This is a genomic window from Hymenobacter telluris (genome assembly GCF_017313265.1).
Lineage (GTDB): Bacteria > Bacteroidota > Bacteroidia > Cytophagales > Hymenobacteraceae > Hymenobacter > Hymenobacter telluris.
Map to the genome: position 1 here is coordinate 1 of NZ_JAFLQZ010000004.1, position 24033 is coordinate 24033.

A 24033-nucleotide genomic window follows, 5' to 3' on the forward strand; every position below is an offset into this window, starting at 1 on the left:
TGAGGAGGGAAGCCTAGTACATAGCTTCTAGGCCACTCCCTAATAAATCACGCATCTTCATGAATGCATTTATAGATACCATTACCTCCACCGACCCGGCGGTGCGGAACCGGTCGTTCTACGACCTGAGCCGCGGACTGTCGGCGCGGACGCTGTTGCAGCACCTGCGGGAGCTGGACGAGTTCCGGAAGGCTACGCCCAACCTGTATGATAAGGTGCGGGCCATTCTGTTTCTGTACGCGGGCTTCCGGTTTTTCTTGCAGGAGTCCGAGGAAACTGCGCCGGTGGGCAAGATTCCGTACGCGGGCTTCGAGGACCTACTGGGCCGCCGGTTCGAGCACGCCATCAGCACGTTTCTGAAGGAGTTGGACGCGCACGGGCCCAACGCCACGCTGTTCAGCGCCCTGGCCGAAAGCTACCACCACCTCTCCTTCCAGATTCTGGCCGACCAGGTGCGCAAGAGTGTGCGTTCCAGTAAGGGCAACCAATGGATGTTCCGCGTCGGCCACCAGGAAGAGCACCCGATTCGCATTCATCCGCAACTGCTTCAGCGCCAGGAAGGCAGCTTGTTCTATCCCGTTCTGCACGAAAGCACCTCGGTGCGCATGGACCTCACCCACAGCGGCTGGTCGGATATCTTCTTCCTGGGTATGGACTACCCGGAGGGCGCCCGCGTGGTGAACCTCTCCATCGACCTGGGTATGTTCGGGCGCGACAAAGACATTCTGCCGCCCCTGCACGCCTACGTGCGCGTAATTCCCGACCCGGTGCTGCGCCTGACCAGCATCGACCTGAACACCACCAAGGACATCCACGACCTGGCCGACCTGTTCAACTTCGGCAACGACTACCTGAGCCTGGTGAAGGCCGGCGTCATTGCCTCCGGCATGATTCCGCCTTCGTTTGAAGGCACCAACCAGAGCCTGCCCGATATTCTGGCGCGCATGGTGGCGCCGGGTATGGGCATTGAGCTGGTTACCAAGGTAAACGACATTCCGAAAGGCTCGCGCTTTGCGGTTTCCACCAACCTGCTCGGCTCTATCATCAGTTTGCTGATGCGCGCCACCGGCCAAACCCAGCAGCTAACCGACGGCTTGCTGGAAAGTGAGCGGCGTTTGGTGGCTTCGCGCGCTATTCTGGGCGAATGGATTGGCGGCTCCGGCGGCGGCTGGCAGGACTCCGGCGGGGTGTGGCCCGGCATCAAGGCCATTCAGGGCACCTTCGCGCAGCCCGGCGACCCGGAGTACGACATCAGCCGCGGCACGCTACTGCCCCGCCACCGAGTATTGGAGGGCGAGGAAGTGCACCCCGAAATGGAAGAGCGGATTATGAAGTCGTTGGTGCTTATGCACGGCGGCATGGCCTCCAACGTGGGGCCTATTCTGGAGATGGTGACCGAGAAATACTTGCTGCGCGGCGAGCAGGAAACGGCCGCCCGCCAGCAAACCAACCAGGTATTCGACAACATTCTGGCCGCCATCCGGGAGGGTGATATTCAGAAGCTGGGTGCCAACACGGCCCGGAACTTCGAGGGGCCCATCAAAACCATCATTCCCTGGGCCACCACCTACTTCACCGAGCAGCTGATTGCCAAGGCGAAAAAGGAATTTGGGGCCGACTATTACGGTTTCCTGATGCTCGGCGGCATGTCGGGCGGCGGCATGGGCATGTTTGTGAACCCCGACAAGTACGAGCACTACAAGGTGCGCGTGCTGGAGCTGCTGCGCCAGACCAAGCAGGAACTGTCGGCGGCGCTGCCGTTTGCCATGGAGCCGGTAGTCTACAACTGGAGCATCAACAAGCGCGGCACCTGGGCCAGTCTGCACCAGGGCGCCGAAGCGCTGATGCCGGAGCAGTACTACGCCATTCACGTGTCGCAGCTGGTACGGCAGGAGCCCGCAACCATTGCCTACATCCGGCGGGCGGAAATCGACTTCTTCACCACCCACTGCGAGCAAAACAACCTGGCCTACCCCCTGCTGCGCACCATCGTCAGCAACCTGTTCAAAGTATCGGACCCTACGGCCCAGGGCAACCGCAGCACGGAAAACGAGAAAGCCGAGCGCATCAAGCAGGAAAACGGCTTCGACTACATTCAGCACGAAGACATCCGGGAGGAGCTGCAGAAGGGCCGCATTGGCCTGTCCCGCAACCGCCTTTCCAACGATACCACCATCGAGGACGTGCAAGCGCCCGACGTGGTGCAGTTCGACAGCCTGAGGGAGTACGAGGCCGCCGGCGCAGCCGCCATCCAAGCCAATAAAGTGGCCGTGCTGAGCCTCGCGGCCGGCGTGGGCAGCCGCTGGACCAAAGGCGCGGGCGTTATCAAGGCCCTGAACCCGTTTGTGGAGTTCAACGGCCAACACCGCAGCTTCCTGGAGATTCACCTGGCCAAAACGCGCCGCGTGGCCCAGCAGTACGGCGCCACCATTCCGCACGTGGTAGCTACCAGCTACCTCACCCACGAGCCCATCCGCAAGCAGCTGGAAGCCACCGGCAACTTCGGCTACAACGGGCCGGTGTACCTCTCCGAGGGCCGCAGCATCGGGCAGCGTTTTGTGCCCACCGAGCGGGATTTGCGCTTTATGTGGGAGGAAATGCCCCAGGAAACCCTCGACGAGAACAAGCAGAAAGTGCGCGACGCCGTGCGCGGCAGCATGATCAACTGGGCCAAAGGCAAGGGCGAAGGCACCGACTACGTGGACAACATTGCCGCCCAGCGGTTCTCGCCCCTCGGCCACTGGTACGAGGTATCCAACCTGCTCCGCAACGGTACGCTGGCCCAGCTGCTGCGCGAAAATCCGCAGGTGGAAACCCTCATGCTCCACAACATCGACACGCTGGGCGCCGACGTGCACGCGGCGGCGCTGGGCTACCACCTGGCCTCCCGCAACGTGCTGACCTTCGAGGTGATACCGCGCCGCATCGAGGACCGGGGCGGCGGACTGGCCCGCGTGAACGGCCAGGTGCGCCTGCTCGAAGGCCTCGCCCAGCCCCACGAGGAAGACGAGTTGGCCCTGAGCTACTACAACACCATGACCACTTGGATTCAGGTGGATGAGCTGCTGGCCCTGTTCGGCCTCACCCGCCAGGACCTGCAAGTGAACGACGAAGCCCAACTGGCCCGCGCCGTGCGCAGCGTGGCCCAGCGCATCCCTACCTACGTCACCATCAAAGACGTGAAGTACCGCTGGGGCCACGGCCAGGAAGACATTTACCCCGTAGCGCAAATCGAGAAGCTCTGGAGCGACATGTCGGCCCTGCCGGACGTGCAGTGCGGCTACGTGGTAGTACCGCGCAGCCGCGGCCAGCAGATGAAGGACCCCGCCCAGCTGGACTCCTGGGTAACAGACGGCAGCAAAGCCCACGTGGAATCGTTGGGTACGTTTTAAGTAGCTGTTAGTGTCATTCCGAGTGCAGCGAGGAATCTGAGTTAGCCGGTTATGGTTAATACAGATTCCTCGCTTCATTATGGGATGACAGCTAGTTGTTCCTCACCACCATTTCCATTCTCCGCACGAAGGAGGTAAACTATTCTGCCAGTTTACTATTTTCTGCCTCGTAGGAAAGCCAAAATGCTTACTGAATTCATCATAACTTGTAGTTGCCGGCAGTCCTTTTTTAGCTAAAATTGTTTTTCTAAGATGTTGGTAGCGTGAATGACGTAAATCACGCTCTTCTACTTCATCTTGTCCGGCAGATAAGTAGAAATGGCGTTCGGGGTGGAAGAAAAAACTCTCTGAGTTGATATCTGCTAATGGTCTTACGTGATGAGTCCACTCAGACATGATTTTTTCATTCTCTCGGCTTAGCATTTCGTCTTCGGGTACGATAATAGAAGCAATTCCCCATTGATAATGGTATCCGCGAGGGCCATTCTGGTATAATGGCTCAAACGCCTGCGGGAGTTGATGCAACTGCTCCACCTCAACCTTCTGATGCGCTACTATTGGTAAACAGCCGTTCAGGATGTAATAGTCGCTGAGGAGCAGTGGAGGATAACGCCCAGCACTAGCCAACTCTTCTGTACTCAACTCTGGTACGGTCTTCTGAATTTTTAGGACCTCCGCCATCATCAATGAGCCAATAATACGGCACAGATAATGATAGCCGCCGGTATATCCAGGAGGATTCTGTATCCAGGATGTCTGACGTAATCGGTTTATATCTAGAATTAAACGGCAGAATCCATAGCCACTATCATTACTTAGAGTGAAGGCCACTACATCTCCAACCTTGTAGCTTATTTTGGGTATTGGCGTATGAAGCCGGGCCGTTAATTGCTGCGGGTAGTCAACTGGCTGCCTTGCAATAAAGCCATCAAGCCACCGGGCTGCATCCAACCATGAGTTATATACTCCACGAGCCTTTAGGGAGATAAACGAAAAGTCTGGCGTATAAGCGGAAAATTGTGTGGCTCCATCAAAGAAAAAACGGTACCCCGTAGGCCTATACTTTTCTACATTCGACCCAGTAATACTCCGTGGTTTACCTCGTCCCGAAGCTGTGCGCATAAGCTTTTCCGGCGTTAGCTCGATATCATAATCAGCCTCACTAAAGGCATCAGGGCCTTTAGAAGTGAAGTATGATACAATTTTGCGGATTGCTGTTTCGTCATGATAGAACACCATATTGGGCAACCATTCCTCGCGCTGCCAATGCGGCTCTACAATACGTAACCCAAGATAAGGACGCTGGTCGTTGGTAAGCTCTGGTCGCATTATGGCAAGATAGACTTCCATTCCAAAATTCTCCCCGACCTTCGGCCACCAATTTGCCGTTTTCGTTGTTATCAGCGAATATCTACTACCACTCTGTTGACTGAACAACCGACCTATACCGACCCGTACGCAGTAGAGAAAGAACTGCGTAAGGTGCAGGCCCTCATGAAGCTGGAACAGCAGGAGGACCTGGAGCAATTCAAACTCAAAAACGCCAAGGCCAGCATTGCCGAGCGCCAACAGCGCGGCCTGACCTGGTATCCCGTCAAAATCATCAAGGAAGACATCGGCTTCGGCGGCAAGCTGGTGCTGGAACTGGAACGCCCGGCGGCGCAGAACGGCTTGCACCTGTTTCAGGTGGGCAAAAACGCGGCCTTGTTTGGCAACGTGCCCGGCCGCTCCGGCTCCGACCGGCCCACGCTCAACGGCGTGATTACGGCCGTGAAGCGTAATAAAATCCTGCTAGCCACCACCAAAGAAGACCTCCCCGATTGGGTGGATGAAGGCAAGCTCGGCGTGGACCTGACCTTCGACGAGGTGAGCTACCGCGAGATGGAGTACGCCCTGGGCAAGGTGATGGGCGCCTTCGATGGGCGCCTGGCCGAGCTGCGCGACGTGCTGCTGGGGGCCAAACCCGCGCAGTTCCGTCCCGAAACCGAAGCCACGCTCTACTATCCTTCGCCCCTGAATGAGTCGCAGCTGGCGGCGGTGCGGCACGTGCTGGCCGCTAAAGACGTGGCCATCATCCACGGTCCGCCCGGCACCGGCAAAACCACCACGCTGGTGCAGGCCATTATGGAAACCACTCGGCGCGAGCGGCGGGTGCTGGTGTGTGCGCCCAGTAACACGGCCGTGGATTTGCTGACCGAAAAGCTGGCCGAGCGCGGCGTAAACGTCATCCGGATGGGCAACCCCAGCCGGGTGTCGGACTTGCTGCTCGAGCACACGCTCGACGCCCAGATTATGGCCCACAAGAGCTACCCCGAGCTGAAAAGCATGCGCCAGACCGCCGAGCAGTACCGCGAAGCGGCCGGCAAGTTCAAGCGCCATTTCGGGTGGGAAGAGCGGGAGGAGCGCCGCCAGCTCAAAGAGCAGGCCCACCTGATGCTGCAAGATTCCGACAACCTGGAGCGCTACATCACCGAAGATTTGCTGGACAAGGTGCAGGTGATTACCTGCACGCTGGTGGGCGCCAGCAACCGCGCCATCCGCCACCTCACCTACGAAACCATCTTCATTGACGAAGCCGCGCAGGCCTTGGAGCCGGGCTGCTGGATTCCGATAACCAAAGGCAACCGCGTGGTACTGGCCGGCGACCATCAGCAGCTGCCGCCCACCATCAAGAGCGAAAAAGCGGGAGCCTTGCGCGAAACGCTGTTTGAGAAGTGCATCCGGCGCCAGCCCGAAACGGCCCGCATGCTGGAAGTGCAGTACCGCATGCACGAGCAGATTATGGAGTTCAGCTCCGAGCAGTTCTACGACGGCAAGCTGGTGGCCGCCCCCACCGTGGCCCACGCCGACCTGCCCGACTACGACATCCGCTTCGCCCCCGACCAGGCCGTGGAGTTCCTGGATACGGCCGGCTTCGGCTTCCTGGAGCTGGGCATTGCCGAAAGCCGCTCCATTGCCAACCCCGAAGAGGCCGACCTGCTACTCAAGCGCCTGGCGCAACTCCTGGAGCCCTACGATGCCGCCGACCACACCGAGGATTTGCTGACCATCGGGGTAATTGCCCCCTACCGCGCCCAAATCAACTATTTGAAGGACGCCGTGGAAGGCAACGCCGAGCTGGCCGGCCTCCTGGAGCACCGCATGTTGAGCGTGGGTACCGTGGACTCGTTCCAGGGCCAGGAGCGCGACATCATTGCCATCAGCCTCACTCGCAGCAACACCCAGGGCGAAATCGGCTTCCTGAGCGACATCCGCCGGATGAACGTAGGCATGACCCGCGCCCGCAAAAAGCTGCTCATCGTCGGTGATTCTTCTACGCTCGGTTCGCACCCGTTCTACAAGGCCTTCCTCGACTACGTGGAAAGCATTGGGGCCTACCGCACGGCCTGGGAGCTGCAATAAGGCGTAAGTCCGCACACGAAGAAGCCTCCGTTTCAGATTCGGTGTCACCGAGTTTGGAACGGGGGCTTCTTCGTGCGTGTGCGGACTGTGAGAAACTTACCGCACCGATAAACCCCGGCCGGCGGCTAAGTTGCGTTGGCGAAGCAGGGCTTCCAGGAAGTAATAATCGGCGTAAATGAGCGGTACATCTATTTCGCTGTTCATGGGTTTCGAGCCGGTGCTGTGTTGCAGCAGGAAGCCTTGGCTGCCGCCGGGCTTGGCGGTGTAGCTGCGGGCCAGGTTGGCCATCATTTGGTCGGCTTTGCTGCGGTAGAGTACCCCGCGCGTGGCGCTGAACGTGCTGAGCTCATACAGCCCCGAGGCAATAATGGCCCCGGCGGAGGCGTCGCGCGGCTCGTTGGGGATGTTGGGGGCGTTGAAGTCCCAGTACGGAATCAGGTCCGGGGGCAGGTTGGGATGATTGAGGATGTACTGGGCTACCTTTTCGGCTTGCGCGAGGTAGGCGGGGTTCTTGGTTTCGCGGTAGCACATGGTGTAGCCATACAGCGCCCAGCCCTGCCCCCGCGCCCACGCCGACGCGTCGGCGTAGCCTTGGTGCGTCATTTTCTTTACTGGCTGGCCCGTGGCCGTGTCGTAGTCCACTACGTGGTAGGAGCTGAAATCGGGCCGGAAGTGGTGGCGCAGGGTGGTATTGGCGTGGCTGACGGCAATTTTGTAGAACGACGAGTCGCCGGACAGCCGGGTGGCGGCGAACAGCAGCTCCAGGTTCAGCATGTTGTCGATGATGACTGGAAAGCCCCAGGTTTCGCGGTGATGGTCCCAGGAACGCAGCGCGCCCACCGTGGGGTTGAAGCGGGTGCAGAGCGTGCGCGCCGACTCCAGCAGCACGGCCCGGTAGGTGGCATCCTGGGTGAGGCGGTAGCCCTGCCCAAAGCTGCAATACACCTTGAAGCCCATGTCGTGGGTGGTGGCGTTGGTTTTTTCGGGCTCGATGCGGGTGGTATAGGTTCGGGCCGCCGCCTGCCACTTCGGCTGCCCGCTGGCTTCGGAAAGCAGCCATAAGTAGCCCGGAAAGAAGCCGCTGGTCCAGTCGCGCGAGGGCACCAGCACCAGCTCTCCGCTCGGTGTGAGCGTGCGCGGCGACACGAAAACCGGCTTACCGGCCGCCGCAGGCTTTTGCTGCATAGCTTTTGGCACCTGTTTGAGCAGCAAAGCGGCCTGCGTTTCGGCCAGCTTCACGGTCTTTTTATAAGGAGCCTGGCCCAGCGCCTGCGTGGCCAGCAAGGCCAGGACTAAGTGGAAAAACGCGGTTTTTCTGTTCATCTGAATACATTCTTGCGCCATAGCTTGCGCCAGGCGGCGTTGCAGCAACGCGCCGGCCCGCTGGCTTGATGGTGGGTTGGAGAAAAGGAATCAGTTCAGCCAGATCAGGGGGTTGCGGACGGGCAGGTTGCGCACCACTTCTTCCACCTGCGGGGCGTGTTCCAGGCGCTGCCAGACAGCAAACCACTCGCGCTGGTTGAACTGCACGGCGCCCAGTACCAGAAAAGGCTGCGCCACCGGCCAGTTGTTCCAGTACATCACGTCTTTAGCGAAAGGCCAGGCGTGTTTATCGGCCACAAAAGGGTACAGAAACTCGATGCCCCGCCGGATGCTGCGGCCGTCCGGGGTCTGGTACACCCACAGGTTGTCCTGGTGGCGGCTGAGGATCTGGCAAATCATGGTCATGGCATCCAGGTTGAACAGCGAGTAGCCGTAGGGCTTGGTGCGCTTGGTTTCCAGCGGAAAAGAGCCGTTGGCGGCCATTTGGGTCGGGAGCAATACCGTTTTGTACCGCTCCCGGCAGAAGTTCAGCAGCTCTTGGTTGCCGGTGAGGCGGGCAAAGGCGGCCACTTGCATTACCCAGCAGGTGCCGTGGTTGTTGGCGGCCTTCATTTCGTCCTGGCCGTACGGGTGCGTCGTCAGCCAGGTCAGGTACTGCGCAAACCAGCTTTTGATGCCGGCCAAATCGGTGCTATTGAACTGTTTATCCGCCTGCATGACCAGCACGCCCTGGGCCACTTCCATCAGCTGAATGGTATCAATAATGCCAATACCCCGCCCGGTGAAGCGGCCGGTAATGGCCTGCGCGTACAGCAACGACGGATTCATGCGCGTAGCTGGGTCCAGAAACCAAGCCCGCAGGTGCATTAGCGCGTGGCGCACGTACTGCGCATCGTGGGTGAGCTGGTAGGCCGAAGCCAGCGCCCCGATAATGCGGCTGAACCGAATCATGGCTTGGCGGTGCGCCACGAAGTTGGCCGGGTTGGTTTTTCCGTCGCGCTGGATGTAGGGGCCGCTGGGATTCGCAGGGTCGGGCCACCAGTAGTCCCCCTCCGAAAAGAAGTCGTGGGGGCCGCCCGCACTGCGTGGTGAGGTACTACTCGTTACCGTAACCGGTGCCTGCTGCAAGGCCCAGGCGGCTTCGGCCAGCACCTGGCGGCGCAATACTGCCTCGGCCTGCCGCTGGAGCTTAGGGCTGGGTGCGCCAGCGAAGCTGAACCACGCATTGAGCAGGAGCAACAGCAGAAGCAGGATTGGTTTGCGGTTCATTGTAGTTGTGGTTCAAGCAGATATGACAATCAACCTGTTTGCTAAATGCTGTAGAGACGCGACACTTGGCTGCGCCGACCTGCGGTTCGCGTCTACATCCTGCCTGTTGCTTATAGCATCAGCAGCACCGTTTCCAGGCCGGGCGACTGCACGGCTACGGCGGTTTTGCCGGGCTGAGCTTCCAGGCAGATGATGGCCCGACCGTTGTAGGCCTGCACCTTGCGCGAGCCGCTGCTGGTACCCAAGTCGTCGTGGAGCTGGCCCGCGCCGACCAGGGAAAATTCCACCCAATTGGCGGCGTCCAGGCACTGCACGCCCTGGGCATCGTAGAGCTTCACTTCCACGGTGGTTTGCCCGTTGGTGTCGGCTATTTTACTGAGGACCAACTTGGTGGGCTTGCCCCATTTCTGGGTTTGGTAGCGGAAGCTGATGTGGTCCTGCACCGTTTGCTTGCCTTGGCTGGCCACCACGCGCAGCTGGTTTTCGCCGGGGGCGAAGGGCACGTTCCAATGCAGGCCGGCCGCCGGAAAGTCCTGGGAGTTGCGCTTTTTCACGCCGTAGCTTTTGCCGTTCACGAACAGCTCGGCCTCGGCGCAATTGGAGTACACTTTCACCATTTTCAACTCGCCTGCTTCGCCCCAGCGCACCGGCCAGGAGTGGCCGTAGAGGTGCACCATCGGGGCGGTGGTCCAGTAGGACTGGAACACGTAGTAGGCCTCTTTGGGCGTGAAGTCGCGCTCCACTACGCCCTTTTGGTTCATGTAGGGTACGGGGTTATCGGGGCGCACGGGGGTCGAGAAGTCCTTGAAGGGCCAGTAGGCGGTGCCGCTCAGCCAGGGCATGGTTTCCTGCTCTTTGAGGTGCCAGTCCACGAGGTTGCAGAGGTAACTTTCGCTCCAGTCGCCATCCTTGGAAACCCGGGCGCTGCCCCCGAACAGGGACGCGTCGCCGGCCCGCTCGTCGGCGCCCTGGCCGGCGGTTATTTTAGCCAGGGCATTGTCGGGGGTTTCGGAGTGGCGGCCGGCGTGGCTGTCGCCGCCCCATTCCACGTGCAGGAAACGCTTCACGCCCGCAAATTCCTTCTCGGTAACTTCTTTGTAATCAGTGTATATACCGCGGTACCAACCAGCCCAGATGGAGGGCGAGTACACATCTACAATGTCCTTGCAGAAGTCGCAGCGGCGGATGGCGGTGTAGCGGGAACGGTCGAACTGGTGCGAAAGGTCGTTGAGCTCGGTCATGAAGGCGCGAATCTTCTGCTTGTCGAACTCGGGGAAGTCGCCGGGCCAGTCGTTTTCGTTGCCGAGGCCCCAGATGATGATGCTGGGGTGGTTGTAGTGCTGCTGCACCATATTGCGGAGCATGCGCTTGGCCTGCGCCTGGTACACGGGGCCGCCCAGCCCGCCGCGGCACCACGGAATTTCCTCCCACACCAGTATCCCCAGCGAATCGCAGAGGTTGAGCACGATGCGCGACTGTTGGTAGTGCCCCAGCCGAATGAAGTTGACACCCATGCGCTTCATGAGCACCATTTCCTCCCGAATCATGGCCTCGGTCATGGCGGCGGCTACGCCGGCGTGGTCTTCGTGGCGGTGGGTACCACGCAGCAGCAGGCGCTGCCCGTTCAGCTTATACGGGCCGTGCTCCACAAATTCGCTGTGCCGAAAGCCTACTTTATTGGTCTGCTGATACGCCTGCGGCCCGTTGCCCACCGTCAGCTGCACCGTGTAGAGCTGCGGCCGGTCCGGCGACCAAAGCCGGGGGTTCTTCAGCACGAATTGGTGCAGTTCCACTTCGCCGGCTTTCACCATCAGGCGGCCCTGGTACTTGCCCACCGGCTTGCCCTGCGGATCAAGCAGGCGCACTGACACTGGTGTTTCGGTGGTTGACAGGCTACTTTCCAGGAAGGTGGCTTTCAGCGTGAGTGAGCCGGTTTTGCCAGCGGCATCCACTTCCGCCTTGGCGGCCAGCCGCTCCACCGCTACTGCCGGCAGATACTCCAGGTTCAGGTAGCGGTACAAACCGCCGTACACGTTGAAATCCGACAAATCGGAGGGTATCATTTCCAGGTCGCGGGAGTTGTCGCACCGGATGCTGAGCGGGATTCGGCCGTTGAACTGCTTCTGGTACGCCTCCGTCTGCTGAAATATGGCCACGGCATTGGTAATATCCACGGTCCACTCATCGTAGCCGCCCACGTGGCTGCCTACTTTGGTGGTGTTGATGTAGACGTCGGTTTTCTGGCCGGCCCCCTCGAAATGCAGGCGCGTGCGGCCGTTGGCGTAGGGGTTTTGCACGGTGAGCTGGGTGCGGTACCAGCCTGGCCCCTGGTAATAATTCTGGTCGGGGCGCACGGCATCATGAGCGTTGAAGCAGTGCGGCAGCGTCACGGATTGCCACAGCGGCACGCTTTCGGGGTTGCCTGCTACCACCGGCCGCACCGCTTCCCACACGCCGCCCAAATCCTGCCGCACAAATTCCCAGCCGGTGTTCAGGCGGGTAGTGCGCTGGGCTAGCGCTACATTGGCTAGGAGGAGTAGAAAGGCAATCAGCTTTACTTTCATGTGGTTTCTAATACAGCGTGCGTGGGCCTCCCCCCGGCCCCCTCTCCCGCGGAAAGGGGGAGCCTTGCGTCAGGGCGGGAGGGAATGAGTGCAAACAGGTATGAGTCAATACTCCTACCCTCTTAACCTCCTACCCTCACGCCTAGAGAGTTGCGCTTATATCTCCCAGGGAGTGGATTTGAAATCGGGGTACAGGGCCAGCACCTGGGGGGCGTTCAGCGAGGGGTACTCCTGCGCGGCGCGCTGGTAGAGCATGAGGGCCGTGTGATTGGAGGTCGGGGTTACGTCGGCGCGGTCCATCTGCTTTTCCCGCCGCAGGTACGGCTGCAACCACTCCACTCCTTTTTGGAGGCCGCGGCCGTCGGCGGTGCGGTACTGCCACAGGTCCACGCCAGCCTGGCGGGCCAGAACAGCGAGCTGCACCCAGCCTTGCAGGTTCATGGAGGTGTAGTTCCAGGGGCGGGTGCGGGCCAGTTCCAGCGGCTGCCCACCATCGGGGGCGAATTGTAGGGCCACGCGCGGCACGGTTTGCTTTTCCAGCGTGGTGCGGGCCAGGGTTTTGTTGCCGGTGAACAAGGCAAAATCCACCACTTGCAGGTCGTAGAACGTGCCGTGGTTGTTTTTGGTGTTGCCCTCGGCTACGCCCAACTTGCTGGTGGTCAGCCATTCGGTGTACTGGCTGAACCAGGTTTTGAGGCCACTCACCAGCTTCTCATCCACGCTTTTGCTGCCGCTCATCAAGGCCAAGGCCTCGGGTATTTCCACCAGGTGGCGGGTCTGGATGATGCCGTAGCTGCGGCCCTCCGTGGTGCCCGGAATGCCCTGCCCGTAGTTCAGGTTGGGGTTCATGCGGGTGGCAGGGTCCAGGAAGAAACCGCGCAGCTGACGCGCGGCCTGGGTAGCATACTTCTCGTCACCGGAGAAGTAGTACGCCAGCGCCAGGGTCTTCACATCTTTGCACACGCCGGCCAGGGCCGCATCGTCTTTCAGCTCCTTGCTTTCCGGGTTCACCAGGCCATCCTTCTGGATGTAGGGCTTGCCATCGGGCTTGCTGGGGTCGGGCCAGAAATACGGCGCCTGCGACATAAAATCGTGCTTGTCGCCACTGGGCGGCAGTTTGGCCTTGCTCGTGACGGTGTACACGTCGTGTTGCAGCGCCTTGTCGGCCTGGCTCAGCACCGACTTCACTTGCTCCATTTCCGGCGCGCTGCCGCGCTTATATGCCGCCTTGTAGCTGGCCATACGGGTGGCATCGAGCAGTAGGAAAGGCTGCGTGGAAGCGGCTTGCGCCGCCCCTACTGTAACCAGCACTAGCCAAATCAACGCCCCACAAAGGCTTTTGGTGAGAGTACCCATTAAATATGGCCTGGATTCTGAGTGAGGTTTGGGTTAAGCAGCAACTCGGGCTGCGGCAGCGGGAACAGGTAGTATTTATCATCGACTACGCGGGTGGGCGTGCTGGCTTGCACGGCTTGGCGCAGGCGCTTGAGCCGCACCAAATCAAACCAGCGGTGGCCTTCCTGGCACAGCTCCCAGGCCCGCTCCCGCACCAGCAAATCCACGAAGGCATCCTTGGTGGTAGCCCCCCCCAGCGGCGCCAACCCAGCGCGCGTGCGCACCGCATTAATGCCCTGGTACTTGCTGGCGTCGGTGGCGTTCAGGTTGTTGAGGGCCTCCGACTGCATGAGCAGCACGTCGGCGTAGCGCGTAATCAGGTAGTTGGTGCGCGCATCGTTGACGATGCGCTTGGGGTCCCGGAACTTGTTGAAGTAGTAGCGCGGCAAAGTGGTAGTGCCGGCCTGGTTGCTGAGGTTCCAGGCGCGGCGCACGTCGGTGGCGGCGTAGGAAGCCACGAAGGCATCTTCCACCGTGAACGTGCCCAGCCCGCTGAGCTGCGAGGGCAAAAACTGCCGCACAATGATGCTGCCGGTGTTCGGCGGCAAGTCGAACTGGATGGAGAAGATGTGCTCGGGGCCGTTTTCCTTGTCCGGGTCGAACACGTCGCCGTACACGGGCAGCAGCCGGTAGGTGTTGGAGGTAATAACCTTGTTGCAGGCGGCCAGGGCATCCTGGTTGTCGTTGGGCTGCACGGCGGCACTGCTGGCGCGGGTTAGGTACACCTTGGCCAGCAGTGCCGTGGCGGCCCCACTGGAAACGCGCCCTTTTTCGCCGGCGGCAATCTGGCTTTCCGGGAAGCAATTGGCTTCGGCAAACTTTAAGTCGCTGATAATCTGCTCGTACACCTGCGCCAGTGGGGCGCGCGGCGGCCGAATGTCGTCGGAAGGGCCTTTTACGGTGGCCAGCACCAGTGGCACGTCGCCAAAGCAGCGGGCCATATCGAAGTAGCCCAGCGCCCGCAGAAACCGCGCGTTGCCGATGATGTTGTTTTTGCGGGCCTCGTCCATGCTCACGGTCGGCACCTTCTCAATAACGTCGTTGGCCCGGTTGATCATCCGGTAGGTGTTGGTCCACCAGCTGTTGATTTCGGTGTTGGTGGAGGTGTAGGTGAAGCGCGAGAGTTGCGCCCGCTCGTCGGTGGCCGAGCCCACCCGAATCAGGTCGGCGGGCAGCTCCGTGATTTGCCAGCCGGTGCGACCAAAGTAGGTCTGGGGCAGCAACGCGTTGAACACCCCGTTCAGGCCCGCCACGGCGTCGCCTTCACTCTTGTAGAAGTTTTCGGCGGCAATGAAATCGTAGGGTTTTTCTTCCAGAAACTTCTCGCAGGAAGTGAGGCTCAGCGAAGCCAAACCCAGTAAGCAGATATATTTTTTCATGGTCTGTCTAGTAGTTAGTAGGGAGTATTAGGTAGGGAGTAAGTGGTGTTTGAGAGCTATCAAGCTCCTTTTTCTCACAACTCAGCACTGATTACTCCTATCTGATTAGAAGCCCAGCTTCAGGCCGGCAATGAAAGTGCGGGTGCTGGGGAAGGCGTTGTAGTCGGTGTTGAGGCTCAGGTTGTCGCTGCCGAACGAGTTTACCTCGGGGTCGTAGCCGGAGTACTTGGTCCACGTCACCAGATTTTGGGCCGTGATGTACACGCTGGCCGACTTCACCACCTTGCTGAACTTAGGCACGGTGTAGCCCAGCGTCACGGTTTTGAGGCGCACGAAGCTGCCGTCTTCCAGCACGTCGTTCACGATGCCGGTGGAGCGCCGGATCGTGCTGCCGGCCCGCGGAATATTGGTATCCGTGTTGGTCGGCGTCCAGCGGTTCACCACCGATTTCAGTTTGTTGGTGCTCGTCAAGCCCGATTCCAGCTCGTAGCGGTTCAGGTTCAGCACGTCGGTGCCTTGCACGCCCTGCACAAACACGCTCAGGTTGAAGCCACCGTACTTGAAGTTGTTGGTTACGCCGTAGATGAACTGCGGCTGGGCCTGCCCGATGATGGTGCGGTCGAGGGCCGTAATGGCGCCGTCGCCGTTCAGGTCGCGGTAGCGCGGGTCGCCGGGGCGCACCACGGTGCGGGTGCCGCTGGCCTGGATTTCCTCAGTTGACTGCCAAATACCATCGAACTCATAGCCGTAGAACGAGCCGATGGGCTCCCCTACCCGCAGCACGCTGGTTTGGCCCAGGCCCGAGCCCACAAACAAGCTGGAGCTGGAAGCGCCCACGTACCGCTCATACTCGCCGTTGAGGTCCAGCACCTTATTGCGGTTCAGCGAAACGTTGAGGTTGGTGTTCCAGTTGAATTTTTCGCCGTTGAGGTTGGTGGTGTTCAGCGCAAACTCCAATCCTTTGTTTTGCACGCTGCCCGCATTCAGGTAGATGTCGTTGTAGCCCGTGGTGCGGGGGGTTGACACACGCAGCAGCAGGTCGGTAGTTTTCTTGTAATACGCGTCGGCCGTAACGTAAATGCGGTTTTGCAGGAAGGCCACATCAATGCCCACGTTGCTGGCCGCCGTGGTTTCCCAGCGCAAATCGGGGTTCACAATGTTGAGCGGCACCAAGCCCACCAGCCGGTTGCTGCCCGAGGCGTAGGAGCCCACATCATAGCGCGCCAACGACTGATAGTTGCTGATTTCCTGGTTGCCGGTGACGCCGTAGCCCACGCGCAGCTTCAGGTCACTGAGGGCGGTGAGGTTTTTCATAAACGGCTCATCGATAAGGCGGTAGGCAAAGGCCGCCGACGGGAAGTAGCCCCATTTGTTGTTCTTGCCGAAGCGCGACGAGCCATCGGCCCGCATCGTAAACGTGAACAAATACTTCTCGAACAGCCGGTAGTTGACGCGCCCGAAGTACGAAGCCAGCGTGTTGGTGTAGCGCCCCGAGTTGGGCGTCAGAATGTTGGCGCCCAGGGCCAGGTTGTCGGAGCCGAGCGTGTTGGTGAAGAAGTTGTTGGCCGAAGCCGAGAAGTCGTTGCCGTAGAACTGCTGGAACGTGAGGCCGCCCACCACGTTGAGGGCGTTGTTTTCGTTGATTTTGGTGTCGTAGGTGAGCGTGTTTTCGTTGAGCCAGCTGTAGCGGTTGGTTTCCGAGCGGGAGCCGGAGCCGTTGTTGAGGCGGCCAAGGAAGATGTCGTTCGGGCGGAACACGTCGGCCTGAATGGTGCGGTAGTCGAGGCCGGCCGTCACGCGCAAGGTCAGACCCTTGAGCACCTCGTAGTTGCCGGCCACGTTGAACAGCCCGCGCCCGGTGGTGCGGTGGTCTTTGGCTTTTTCGGCGTACGCCACCGGGTTGCCCACGTCTTCCACATACGGCAGCGGGGTATTGGAATAGGTGTACTGCCCAAACTCGTCGCGCACCGGAATGATGGGGCTAATCCGCAGGGCATCAAGCAGTACACCGCCGTTACTCCCCCCCGAGGAGTTCACGAAAGCCCGCTTCTCGAAGGTGCCCGCCACTTGGCTGGAAAGGCTGAAGCTGAGCTTCTGGCTGATTTTGCGGTCAAGGTTCAGGCGCACCGTGCCGCGCTGGAAACCCGAGTTCAGGATGATACCTTGCTGGTCGAAGTAATTGAAGCTGAGGTTGTAGCGTGTGCCTTCGTTGCCGCCATTGAAACTCAGCTGGTAGTTGCTCATGCGCGCTGGCCGCAGAATCTCGTCCTGCCAGTCGGTGCCTTCGCCCAGTGCGTCAATCTGCTCCTGGGTGTAGGGCAACGGCAGCGGACTGCTGGAGTTTTCGTTGCCCTGCTCCCGCACGTCGTTGAGGTACTCGGCAAACTCGCGGGCGTTCATCAGCTCGTACTTGTTGCGCACCATTTGTACGCCGGTATAAGCCTCGAAATTGATGTTGTTGCTGCCGGCCTTGCCTTTTTTGGTGGTGATGAGCACCACGCCATTCGCGCCGCGCGAGCCGTAAATGGCCGTGGCTGAAGCGTCTTTGAGAATCTCCACCGACTCGATATCCGAGGGGTTGATGGAATTCAAATCTCCCGCGCCGGGGAAACCGTCCACCACAAACAGCGGCTCGTTGCCGGTGTTGATGGAGTTGGTACCCCGGATGCGGATGGACACGTTGCCGCCGGGCTCGGAGTTGGTTTGCGTCACTTGCACGCCGCTCACCCGGCCCTGCAAAATCTGGTCGGCGCGGGCAATAGGCGTTTCGGCCACCTGCTCGGCCGAAATGGACGCCACGGCCCCGGTCAGGTCGCGCTTGCGCTGGGTGCCGTAGCCCACCACCACCACTTCATCGAGGCCGGTTGCCTTTTCTTTCAGCTGCACGCCATCGATTGCAGAACGGCCCGCAACGCGCACTTCGGTGGGCTCGAAACCGATAAAGGAGAAGACAAGCACGGCGTCGTTGTCGGCGGCGGCTAAGGGCAGGGTGAACTTGCCGTTGGGGTCGGTAGAGGTGCCGGTGGAGGTGCCTTTAATGATGACCGATACGCCGGGCAACGGGCTCTTGTCGGTGGCGCTCAGAACGGTGCCCGTTACCTGCCGGGTTTGGGCGTGTGCAGATAGGCTTAGCGCTAATGCAGCAGGCATCAGCAGGTGGGTAAATTTTTGCATAGTACTCGGAGCTAAGTGGGAAATCAACGGGAAGATCTTGGCAAGCCCAGCCGGTTGCGGCAGCAGGCATCGTTGCAAGGAGCGGTGGTTTCTACAAATGTTCACCCCCAACTCACCTCCGCATTTGCTGGATTCTTTCAAATGCTGTTCAAAAACCAATTTATTACAAGTACTTATCTATCAATAGCATATAAAAACAAAAACGAGCCCGTATCGGGCTCGTTTGCAAATTTGTAACGCCGCTTTCAAGAAATCTTTCAGTTGGGTGGGGCGGTGTGCAGGGCCCGGAACTCGGAGGGCGACACCTGGTAGCGGGCCTTGAAGCTGGTAGAGAAATACGACAGTGAGGAGAAGCCGATTTCGTAAGCCACATCCGTAACGGTGAGGGTGTCGTTGAGCAGCAGGTCGCGGGCTTTCAGCAGGCGTACGCTCTGGATGAAATCGGTGACGCCGGTGCCGAGTACGGCCTTCACTTTGCGGTAGAGCTGCATGCGCGAAATGCCGAGGCTACGCGCCACGTCTTCCACGCTCAGGTTGGCTTTGGTGAGGTTGGCTTCCACAATGGCCGTGAGGTCGGCCACAAATTTCTGGTCGGCGCTGGCGGCGGCGGGGGTATCCGGGGCCCCGGAAAGTTGCCGCCGGAAATGCTCGCGCTGGCGGTTGCGGTTGGCCAGCAAGGTGCGCAGGCTTTCCAGCAGAAAAGTGGGGTTGAAGGGCTTGGTCAGGTAGAGGTCGGCACCGGCCTGCACGCCTTCCACTTGCTGCTCCGGGGCGTTGCGGGCCGTGAGCAGCACCACCGGAATGTGCGAGGTGCGCCAGTCGTCTTTGAGCTGGGCCACCACTTCCAACCCGGTCAGGCCCGGCATCATCACGTCGCACACTATCAAATCCGGAATCAGCTCAGTAGCCAGCCGGAAGCCGGTGTGGCCGTCGGTGGCGGTTTCCACCCGAAAATCCGAACGGAGCTTGCGGGCCAGAAAGTCGTTGACCTCGGGGTTGTCTTCAATCACCAGCACCAGCAGTTCGGTGTCGGGGCTGGGCTGCGGGGCGGCATCCGGGAAGGAGCCTTTGATGGTTTCCAGCTCATCGAGGGCGAAATGCAGTGGCGCGGCCTCGGCGTGGGCGCGCAAAGCTTCCGGCAGCTCGCGGGGCAGCTCCACCGTGAATGTGGCGCCCTGGCCGGGCACGCTGCTGAACGTGAGCTGGCCCTGGTGCAGCCGCACGAGGCCCTGTGCCAGCGCCAAGCCCATGCCTGAGCCCTTGCCGGCCGCCTGCTGATTGCCCTGGTAAAACCACTCGAATACGTGCGCCCGGTCTTGCTCCGAGATGCCCGGCCCGGTGTCGGCTACGCTCACGCGCAGGAACTGGCCGTCGGGGCTGGCCTGGAGGCTAACGGTGATGCGGCCCTTATCCGGCGTGAATTTCAGGGCGTTACTCAGCAGGTTGAAAAACACCTTGTCCAGGATGTTGCCATCAAACCAGGCCGTTAGTACCGGCTCGGCCACCTGAAACTGCACCCGAATACCGCGCTGCCGGGCCGGCTTCTCAAACAGGTCCACAATGTCCTGCACGAAGTCCACCACGTTGCCCTCAGAGGCGCGCACCGTCATTTTGCCGACTTCAATCTTGCGAAAATCGAGTAGCTGATTCACTAACTGCAACAACCGCTGGGTGTTGCGCCGCACCAGTTGCACATCTTGCCGCTGGGGTGCCGTGAGGTTGGCACTATCGGCCAGCAGTTCTTCCACCGGCCCCATAATCAGCGTGAGCGGGGTGCGCAGCTCGTGCGAGAAGTTGGTGAAGAAGCGCAGCTTGGCCTCGGTATCAGCGCGGGATTGGGCCGAGAGTTCCTCCAGCTGGTTGCGCTGAAAGCTGATTTCCTCGTTTTTGCTTACCAGCTGCCGGTTGATTTTCTCGTTTTCAACGTTTTGCAAGGCCAGCTGGTGGTTGATCTGGCGGTTTTTGCGGGCCGAGCGCCAGGCCACGGCACCTAACAGGATGGCTCCCAGCAGCGTAGCCAGCAAGCCATTGAGCACCGTTTGCTGGCTGGCATAGGTGGCGCGCAACGTTTGCAGCAACCCGCGCTGCAACTCAATATCGGTTTGCTGAGCCAGAATTTTTTCGCGCTGCTGCATCATCGTCAGCACGTTCGTGGAGTCGATAACGATGGTGCTGAGCTTGTTTTCGCGCTTGTAGGGCTGCTTGTTCAGGATTTTCAGGGCCAGCCGGATGGCGTCTTCCCCGGCCGGCGAGTATAGCAGTGAGGCCGTGAGTACCCGCTGCTGCACCAGTTCCAGCACTACCCCATCCACGCCAATGATGCGTACTTGCTTGCTGCGGCCCAGGTCCCGGAGCACCTCCTGGGCGGCCCGCCCCATGTTGTCGTTGTGCGCAAAAATCAGGGATACTTCGGGGTGCGCTTGTAGGGCCAGCCGCAAAGGCCGCTTCAGGGTGGCGGCGTTCCAGTAGCCGGTTACCTGAGCGGCGAGGCGCATGTTGGGAAAGGCCGTCAAACCCTGCGTGAAGCCCTGGTGCCGGCCCGCCGTGGCCGACGAGCCCGGCGCGCCTAGCAGTTCCAGCACGCTACCCTGCTCGTGCAGCAGCCGGGCGGCGTAGGTGGCGGCGGCCTGCCCCACTTCCAGGTTGTCGCCGCCCACGTAGGCAGTATAATCCTGGGTAGTGATGCGCCTATCGAGCAGCACCACCGGAATGCCGCGGCGGTAGGCTTCCTGCACGGCGGGCGTTACGGGGCCCGCCTCGTACGCCGACACAATCAGCAAATCGAGGCCGCCGCGCAGCAACTCCCGAATCTGTTGCTGCTGCCGCTGGCTGTTGTCTTGGGCGTCGAGCATGCGCAGCTGCACTTCCGGGTGGAAGCTCAGTTCCCGCTCCATGCCCGCCACTACTGCCTGCCGCCACGAGCCCGTGGTGCTGCACTGCGAGAAACCGATGCGGTATTTGGGCTTCTCGGTCGGTGAGGTGCAGCCGGGCAGCAGCAGCAGCCAGAGAGCCAGCAGCCAATGGGGCCGTTGGCTGTAAGATCTAAATACGATGCTGGAAAACGTTTGCACAGTGCGAGGGTGGGAAAGCCTATCTACCTATTAAAGGTAAAACATTGCCGCGTGCAGTGCACAGCAAACTTGGTTGCTTGTATGCAACTAACGGCTTCCCTGCCTTCTTCCCTAGTTTCTCTCCACAAAGCCGAGCCACGAGTGCACTACATTCAGCGGGCAATTCACTCACGTACTGTTAGCACGGAGTTGGTGTTTCCGCTGTTATCTTTTTCGGTGTTAGGATTGGTTGGGTCGGGTTGCCAGTTGCCATCCACAACGATTCTGTAAGCATAGTTACCGGTAGGCAAGCGGAGCGTGCAGCGCCACTCGTTGCCTTCTTTCAGAAACAGGGTGTGCAGAGGCTGCCAGTTGTTGAAGCTACCAGCCAGGGTAATCAGACGAGCCGCCGGAAAGCCCGGCAGCCGAAGCGTGACGTTGCCCGCAGCGGGAGCGGTAAGTTGCGCTAAAAGATGGCGGGCGGCTTCGTCGTCGGGTCTGCTGGCAACATAGCGGGCTAACGCAGTAGCAGCCTGGTCCCGGTCGCCTTGTTTCAGGGAAGTGAAAGCCAGGGCCTGGAGTATCGCCGTTGACTGCGGATAGTAAGTGCGCCCTAGCTCCAGCAATTCAATAGCCTGGTTGCTACGCGAACTGTTGCTTAGGTGCTCGGCTATGTCCACCAAATCAATTTCGCCCAGCATAGCAGTGCCCGCGTGCTCTTTGTTCAGAAAGGGGGATACAGCGGCTGGAACGCCCTTTTTCATCAGGCGGCTGACCTGCACCGGCGCACTACGGTAAGAGTCATAAGCCAGAAAATCAGCCACGCTGTTCATTGGCACCCCAAGCACCTGGGCCGGCAAAACGGAAAGCAGACTCAAGCCATTGCGGCTGTTGGTGAAGTACACGACCCCTCGTTTCTGGGTGCGCGACACGTAAGCAAAGCAGCGAAAGTCTCCGTTGTCGCCCCAGTGCCAGAACGCCTGGTTGCCGGGCTCCTGCACCACGCCTAGGCCTAGCCCCCACCCCAATGAGGCCGAAACCTGCGTGGTGTCGTGAAGCGTTTTGCCAGTGCTTACCTGGGCCTTGAACAGAGCCTGCGCGGTGGCAGGCTTTAGCCCTTCACCGGTGAGCAGCGCCACCAGAAACCGGCCATAGTCGGCTGCCGTGGTTTGCAGCGAGTAGGCCGCATTTGCTTCCGGGTAGCGGGTGAGGGCCGTGGGCTGGCCAAACCGATTGTGAGGCACGGCGTAGTTGCTGTCAAATGCGGGCTGCCAGCGGTAGGAACTCCGGCTCATACCCAGCGGCTTGAACACGTATGCTTGGGCTAACTCGTCTAGTTCCTTGCCCGTGATGGTCGTCACCACTCCTTGCAAGTACACGAACCCTTCGCCGGAGTAGCTAAACCGGCGGCCAGGCTTGAACAGCAGGTTGAGCTGCCCGTTGCGCCAGTTAGGAAAACCGGTTTGGTGGCTGAGCACCATGCGCGCCGTAATGGTTTTGTACCGCTCATCGTGCTCAATGGCGCGGTACGGCACGTACTGATACAAGGGCCTGTCGAGGTCGATTTTGCCTTTATCGGCCAGCTTGAGCACTAAATAAGCGAAAACCGTTTTGCTGAGGGAGGCCGCCGAAAAAACGGTTTGCGGGTCTACAAGGGCCGGTTTGCCCGCCTCTCGCACCCCAAAGCCCTTCGCCCAAACCACCCCCTTCGGGCCAATAACCGCCATTGATAAACCCGGCACCCCGGCGCTGTCGAGCAGCAACGGCAAGTACGCTTCGGGGCGGGTAGCCTTTTGTGCGTGGACCAGTTGCGCTATCAAAAGCAGCAAGAACAACAGAAGGTTCGGCTTCATGGCACGGGGTGGTTTAAGTGAAGTATATCTATCAAGTACAGGTAGCCAGTTTCTTATGCGATACTACCTGCTTGTTAGGCTGGGTACAGCCATGCCTTTTGTAGGTGTGCAACCCAGAAAACGTCTCGAACGAAACACACGACAAGTATAGTGTATAAGACACTACTATGTAATACATATTAGTAAAAAAAGATTGATTTTATTGGTTGCTTATGGTTGCGCTGCCATTAAGCCCCTTGGTTGAAACAGAAATTTCACTTCCTCAAAACCCAGTCGTTTCGGTTGGAGTATCACTCTCGAAAGGGCTGTAATTACAAGTCAATTCCGTAACTAGCCGCCCTAACCCTATTTTCCAACCCAGACCGGGACTCCCCCGTCCTCCCCGCAGTATGGCTCAAATCAGCGAAAACAAAGTCGTCACCATCACCTACGACCTGAGCGTGACCGACGAAAACCAGGAAAAAGTACTCGTAGAATCGGCCGAAGCGGATGCCCCGATGGTGTTTCTGTTTGGGCAGAGCGGGTTGCCCGAGGAGTTTGAGCGCCAGCTCGACGGCAAGCAGCCCGGCGACTCGTTCACTTTCTCGCTCACGCCCGAGCAGGCCTACGGCGAGTACGACGACCAGGCCGTAGTGGACATCCCGAAAAACGTATTTGAAGTAGACGGCCAAATCGACTCGGAAATGCTGCAAGTGGGCAACTTCCTGCCGATGGCCGACAACCAAGGCCACCACATGCAAGGCAAAGTGGTGGAAATCGGCCCCGACAGCGTGAAAATGGACTTCAACCACCCGCTGGCGGGCATGGTGATGCACTTTGACGGCAAAGTAGCCGAAGTGCGCGACGCCACCCAGGAAGAAATGGACCACGGCCACGTCCACGGCGAAGGCGGCCACGACCATTAGAGTCGTTTAGTACTTGAACTTGAAAAAGCGGGGCCCAAGGGTTCCGCTTTTTTTTGGCTGGATTTCCAGAAAATAGTTCGTGAGTAACTTTGCTTGCGCTGAAAATTCAAATTAACAAGCAGTAGCTTAATCAAGTACATGTATCATATTATCCGCTTTTTAAGCTGCTTCGCCGTCTTGTTACTGGGCAGCTGCAAGAAGCAGCCGGCAGCTCCTAAACCAGTATTGGAAGGCCAATGGAAAGCTGACAGTTTGCATACGGCATCCTACAGCTCGGCCAGCGTACTCGGGCCCATCAGCACCCTGCTAGCGGCTCCCCATACCACG

The 24033-nt window shown here is 59.7% G+C and carries 12 protein-coding genes; 3 read left to right on the forward strand and 9 right to left on the reverse strand.

Going from position 1 to position 24033, the window contains the following annotated elements; genetic code table 11:
* The first annotated feature begins 59 nt into the window (after window positions 1–59).
* Complete coding sequence (locus tag J0X19_RS07435; protein ID WP_206983451.1) at window positions 60–3392, forward strand: UTP--glucose-1-phosphate uridylyltransferase; 3333 nt, start codon at window positions 60–62, stop codon at window positions 3390–3392.
* A gap of 102 nt (window positions 3393–3494) precedes the next feature.
* On the opposite strand, the gene J0X19_RS07440 is transcribed toward J0X19_RS07435, so the two are convergent.
* Complete coding sequence (locus tag J0X19_RS07440; protein WP_206983453.1) at window positions 3495–4742, reverse strand: Imm26 family immunity protein; 1248 nt, start codon at window positions 4740–4742, stop codon at window positions 3495–3497.
* A gap of 75 nt (window positions 4743–4817) precedes the next feature.
* On the opposite strand from J0X19_RS07440, the gene J0X19_RS07445 reads away from it, so the two are divergent.
* Complete coding sequence (locus J0X19_RS07445) at window positions 4818–6794, forward strand: AAA domain-containing protein (protein WP_206983455.1); 1977 nt, start codon at window positions 4818–4820, stop codon at window positions 6792–6794.
* Between the two features lie 96 nt (window positions 6795–6890).
* Here J0X19_RS07445 and J0X19_RS07450 read toward each other — a convergent pair whose 3' ends face one another.
* The 8 genes from J0X19_RS07450 to J0X19_RS07485 form a co-directional block, all read right to left on the reverse strand.
* Entirely contained in the window at window positions 6891–8117 is a 1227-nt protein-coding gene (locus J0X19_RS07450; RefSeq protein ID WP_206983457.1) for a glycoside hydrolase family 88 protein, read from the reverse strand.
* Window positions 8118–8207: 90 nt separating this feature from the next.
* Complete coding sequence (locus J0X19_RS07455) at window positions 8208–9386, reverse strand: alginate lyase family protein (protein WP_206983459.1); 1179 nt, start codon at window positions 9384–9386, stop codon at window positions 8208–8210.
* Between the two features lie 110 nt (window positions 9387–9496).
* Window positions 9497–11950 (reverse strand): glycoside hydrolase family 2 TIM barrel-domain containing protein, encoded by a 2454-nt coding sequence (locus J0X19_RS07460; RefSeq protein WP_206983462.1) that lies wholly within the window; start codon window positions 11948–11950, stop codon window positions 9497–9499.
* Window positions 11951–12106: 156 nt separating this feature from the next.
* The gene (locus tag J0X19_RS07465) at window positions 12107–13306 is read right to left on the reverse strand and encodes an alginate lyase family protein (RefSeq protein ID WP_206983464.1); all 1200 of its coding nucleotides are present in this window, start codon (window positions 13304–13306) and stop codon (window positions 12107–12109) included.
* Window positions 13306–14724 carry a RagB/SusD family nutrient uptake outer membrane protein gene (locus tag J0X19_RS07470; protein WP_206983466.1) on the reverse strand — a complete coding sequence of 473 codons (1419 nt, stop codon included), beginning with the start codon at window positions 14722–14724 and terminating at the stop codon, window positions 13306–13308. The genes J0X19_RS07465 and J0X19_RS07470 overlap by 1 nt, the downstream gene beginning before the upstream one ends.
* A gap of 105 nt (window positions 14725–14829) precedes the next feature.
* Window positions 14830–17898: a SusC/RagA family TonB-linked outer membrane protein gene (locus tag J0X19_RS07475; RefSeq protein WP_206983468.1), complete on the reverse strand. Its 3069-nt coding sequence runs from the start codon at window positions 17896–17898 to the stop codon at window positions 14830–14832.
* Between the two features lie 257 nt (window positions 17899–18155).
* Window positions 18156–20969 (reverse strand): substrate-binding domain-containing protein, encoded by a 2814-nt coding sequence (locus J0X19_RS07480; protein WP_206983470.1) that lies wholly within the window; start codon window positions 20967–20969, stop codon window positions 18156–18158.
* A 164-nt stretch (window positions 20970–21133) separates the two neighbouring features.
* Window positions 21134–22801, reverse strand: coding sequence for a serine hydrolase (locus J0X19_RS07485; RefSeq protein ID WP_206983471.1), 1668 nt, complete (start codon window positions 22799–22801; stop codon window positions 21134–21136).
* Between the two features lie 389 nt (window positions 22802–23190).
* On the opposite strand from J0X19_RS07485, the gene J0X19_RS07490 reads away from it, so the two are divergent.
* Entirely contained in the window at window positions 23191–23706 is a 516-nt protein-coding gene (locus tag J0X19_RS07490) for an FKBP-type peptidyl-prolyl cis-trans isomerase (protein WP_206983473.1), read from the forward strand.
* Window positions 23707–24033 lie beyond the last annotated feature (327 nt).

What these genes read in the sequence shown, in the direction of transcription:
- J0X19_RS07435 (WP_206983451.1), top strand. Translation starts at nt 60, where the DNA reads ATGAATGCATTTATAGATACCATTACCTCCACCGACCCGGCGGTGCGG.
- J0X19_RS07440 (WP_206983453.1), bottom strand. Translation starts at nt 4,742, where the DNA reads ATGGAAGTCTATCTTGCCATAATGCGACCAGAGCTTACCAACGACCAG.
- J0X19_RS07450 (WP_206983457.1), bottom strand. Translation starts at nt 8,117, where the DNA reads ATGAACAGAAAAACCGCGTTTTTCCACTTAGTCCTGGCCTTGCTGGCC.
- J0X19_RS07455 (WP_206983459.1), bottom strand. Translation starts at nt 9,386, where the DNA reads ATGAACCGCAAACCAATCCTGCTTCTGCTGTTGCTCCTGCTCAATGCG.
- J0X19_RS07460 (WP_206983462.1), bottom strand. Translation starts at nt 11,950, where the DNA reads ATGAAAGTAAAGCTGATTGCCTTTCTACTCCTCCTAGCCAATGTAGCG.
- J0X19_RS07465 (WP_206983464.1), bottom strand. Translation starts at nt 13,306, where the DNA reads ATGGGTACTCTCACCAAAAGCCTTTGTGGGGCGTTGATTTGGCTAGTG.
- J0X19_RS07470 (WP_206983466.1), bottom strand. Translation starts at nt 14,724, where the DNA reads ATGAAAAAATATATCTGCTTACTGGGTTTGGCTTCGCTGAGCCTCACT.
- J0X19_RS07475 (WP_206983468.1), bottom strand. Translation starts at nt 17,898, where the DNA reads ATGCAAAAATTTACCCACCTGCTGATGCCTGCTGCATTAGCGCTAAGC.
- J0X19_RS07485 (WP_206983471.1), bottom strand. Translation starts at nt 22,801, where the DNA reads ATGAAGCCGAACCTTCTGTTGTTCTTGCTGCTTTTGATAGCGCAACTG.
- J0X19_RS07490 (WP_206983473.1), top strand. Translation starts at nt 23,191, where the DNA reads ATGGCTCAAATCAGCGAAAACAAAGTCGTCACCATCACCTACGACCTG.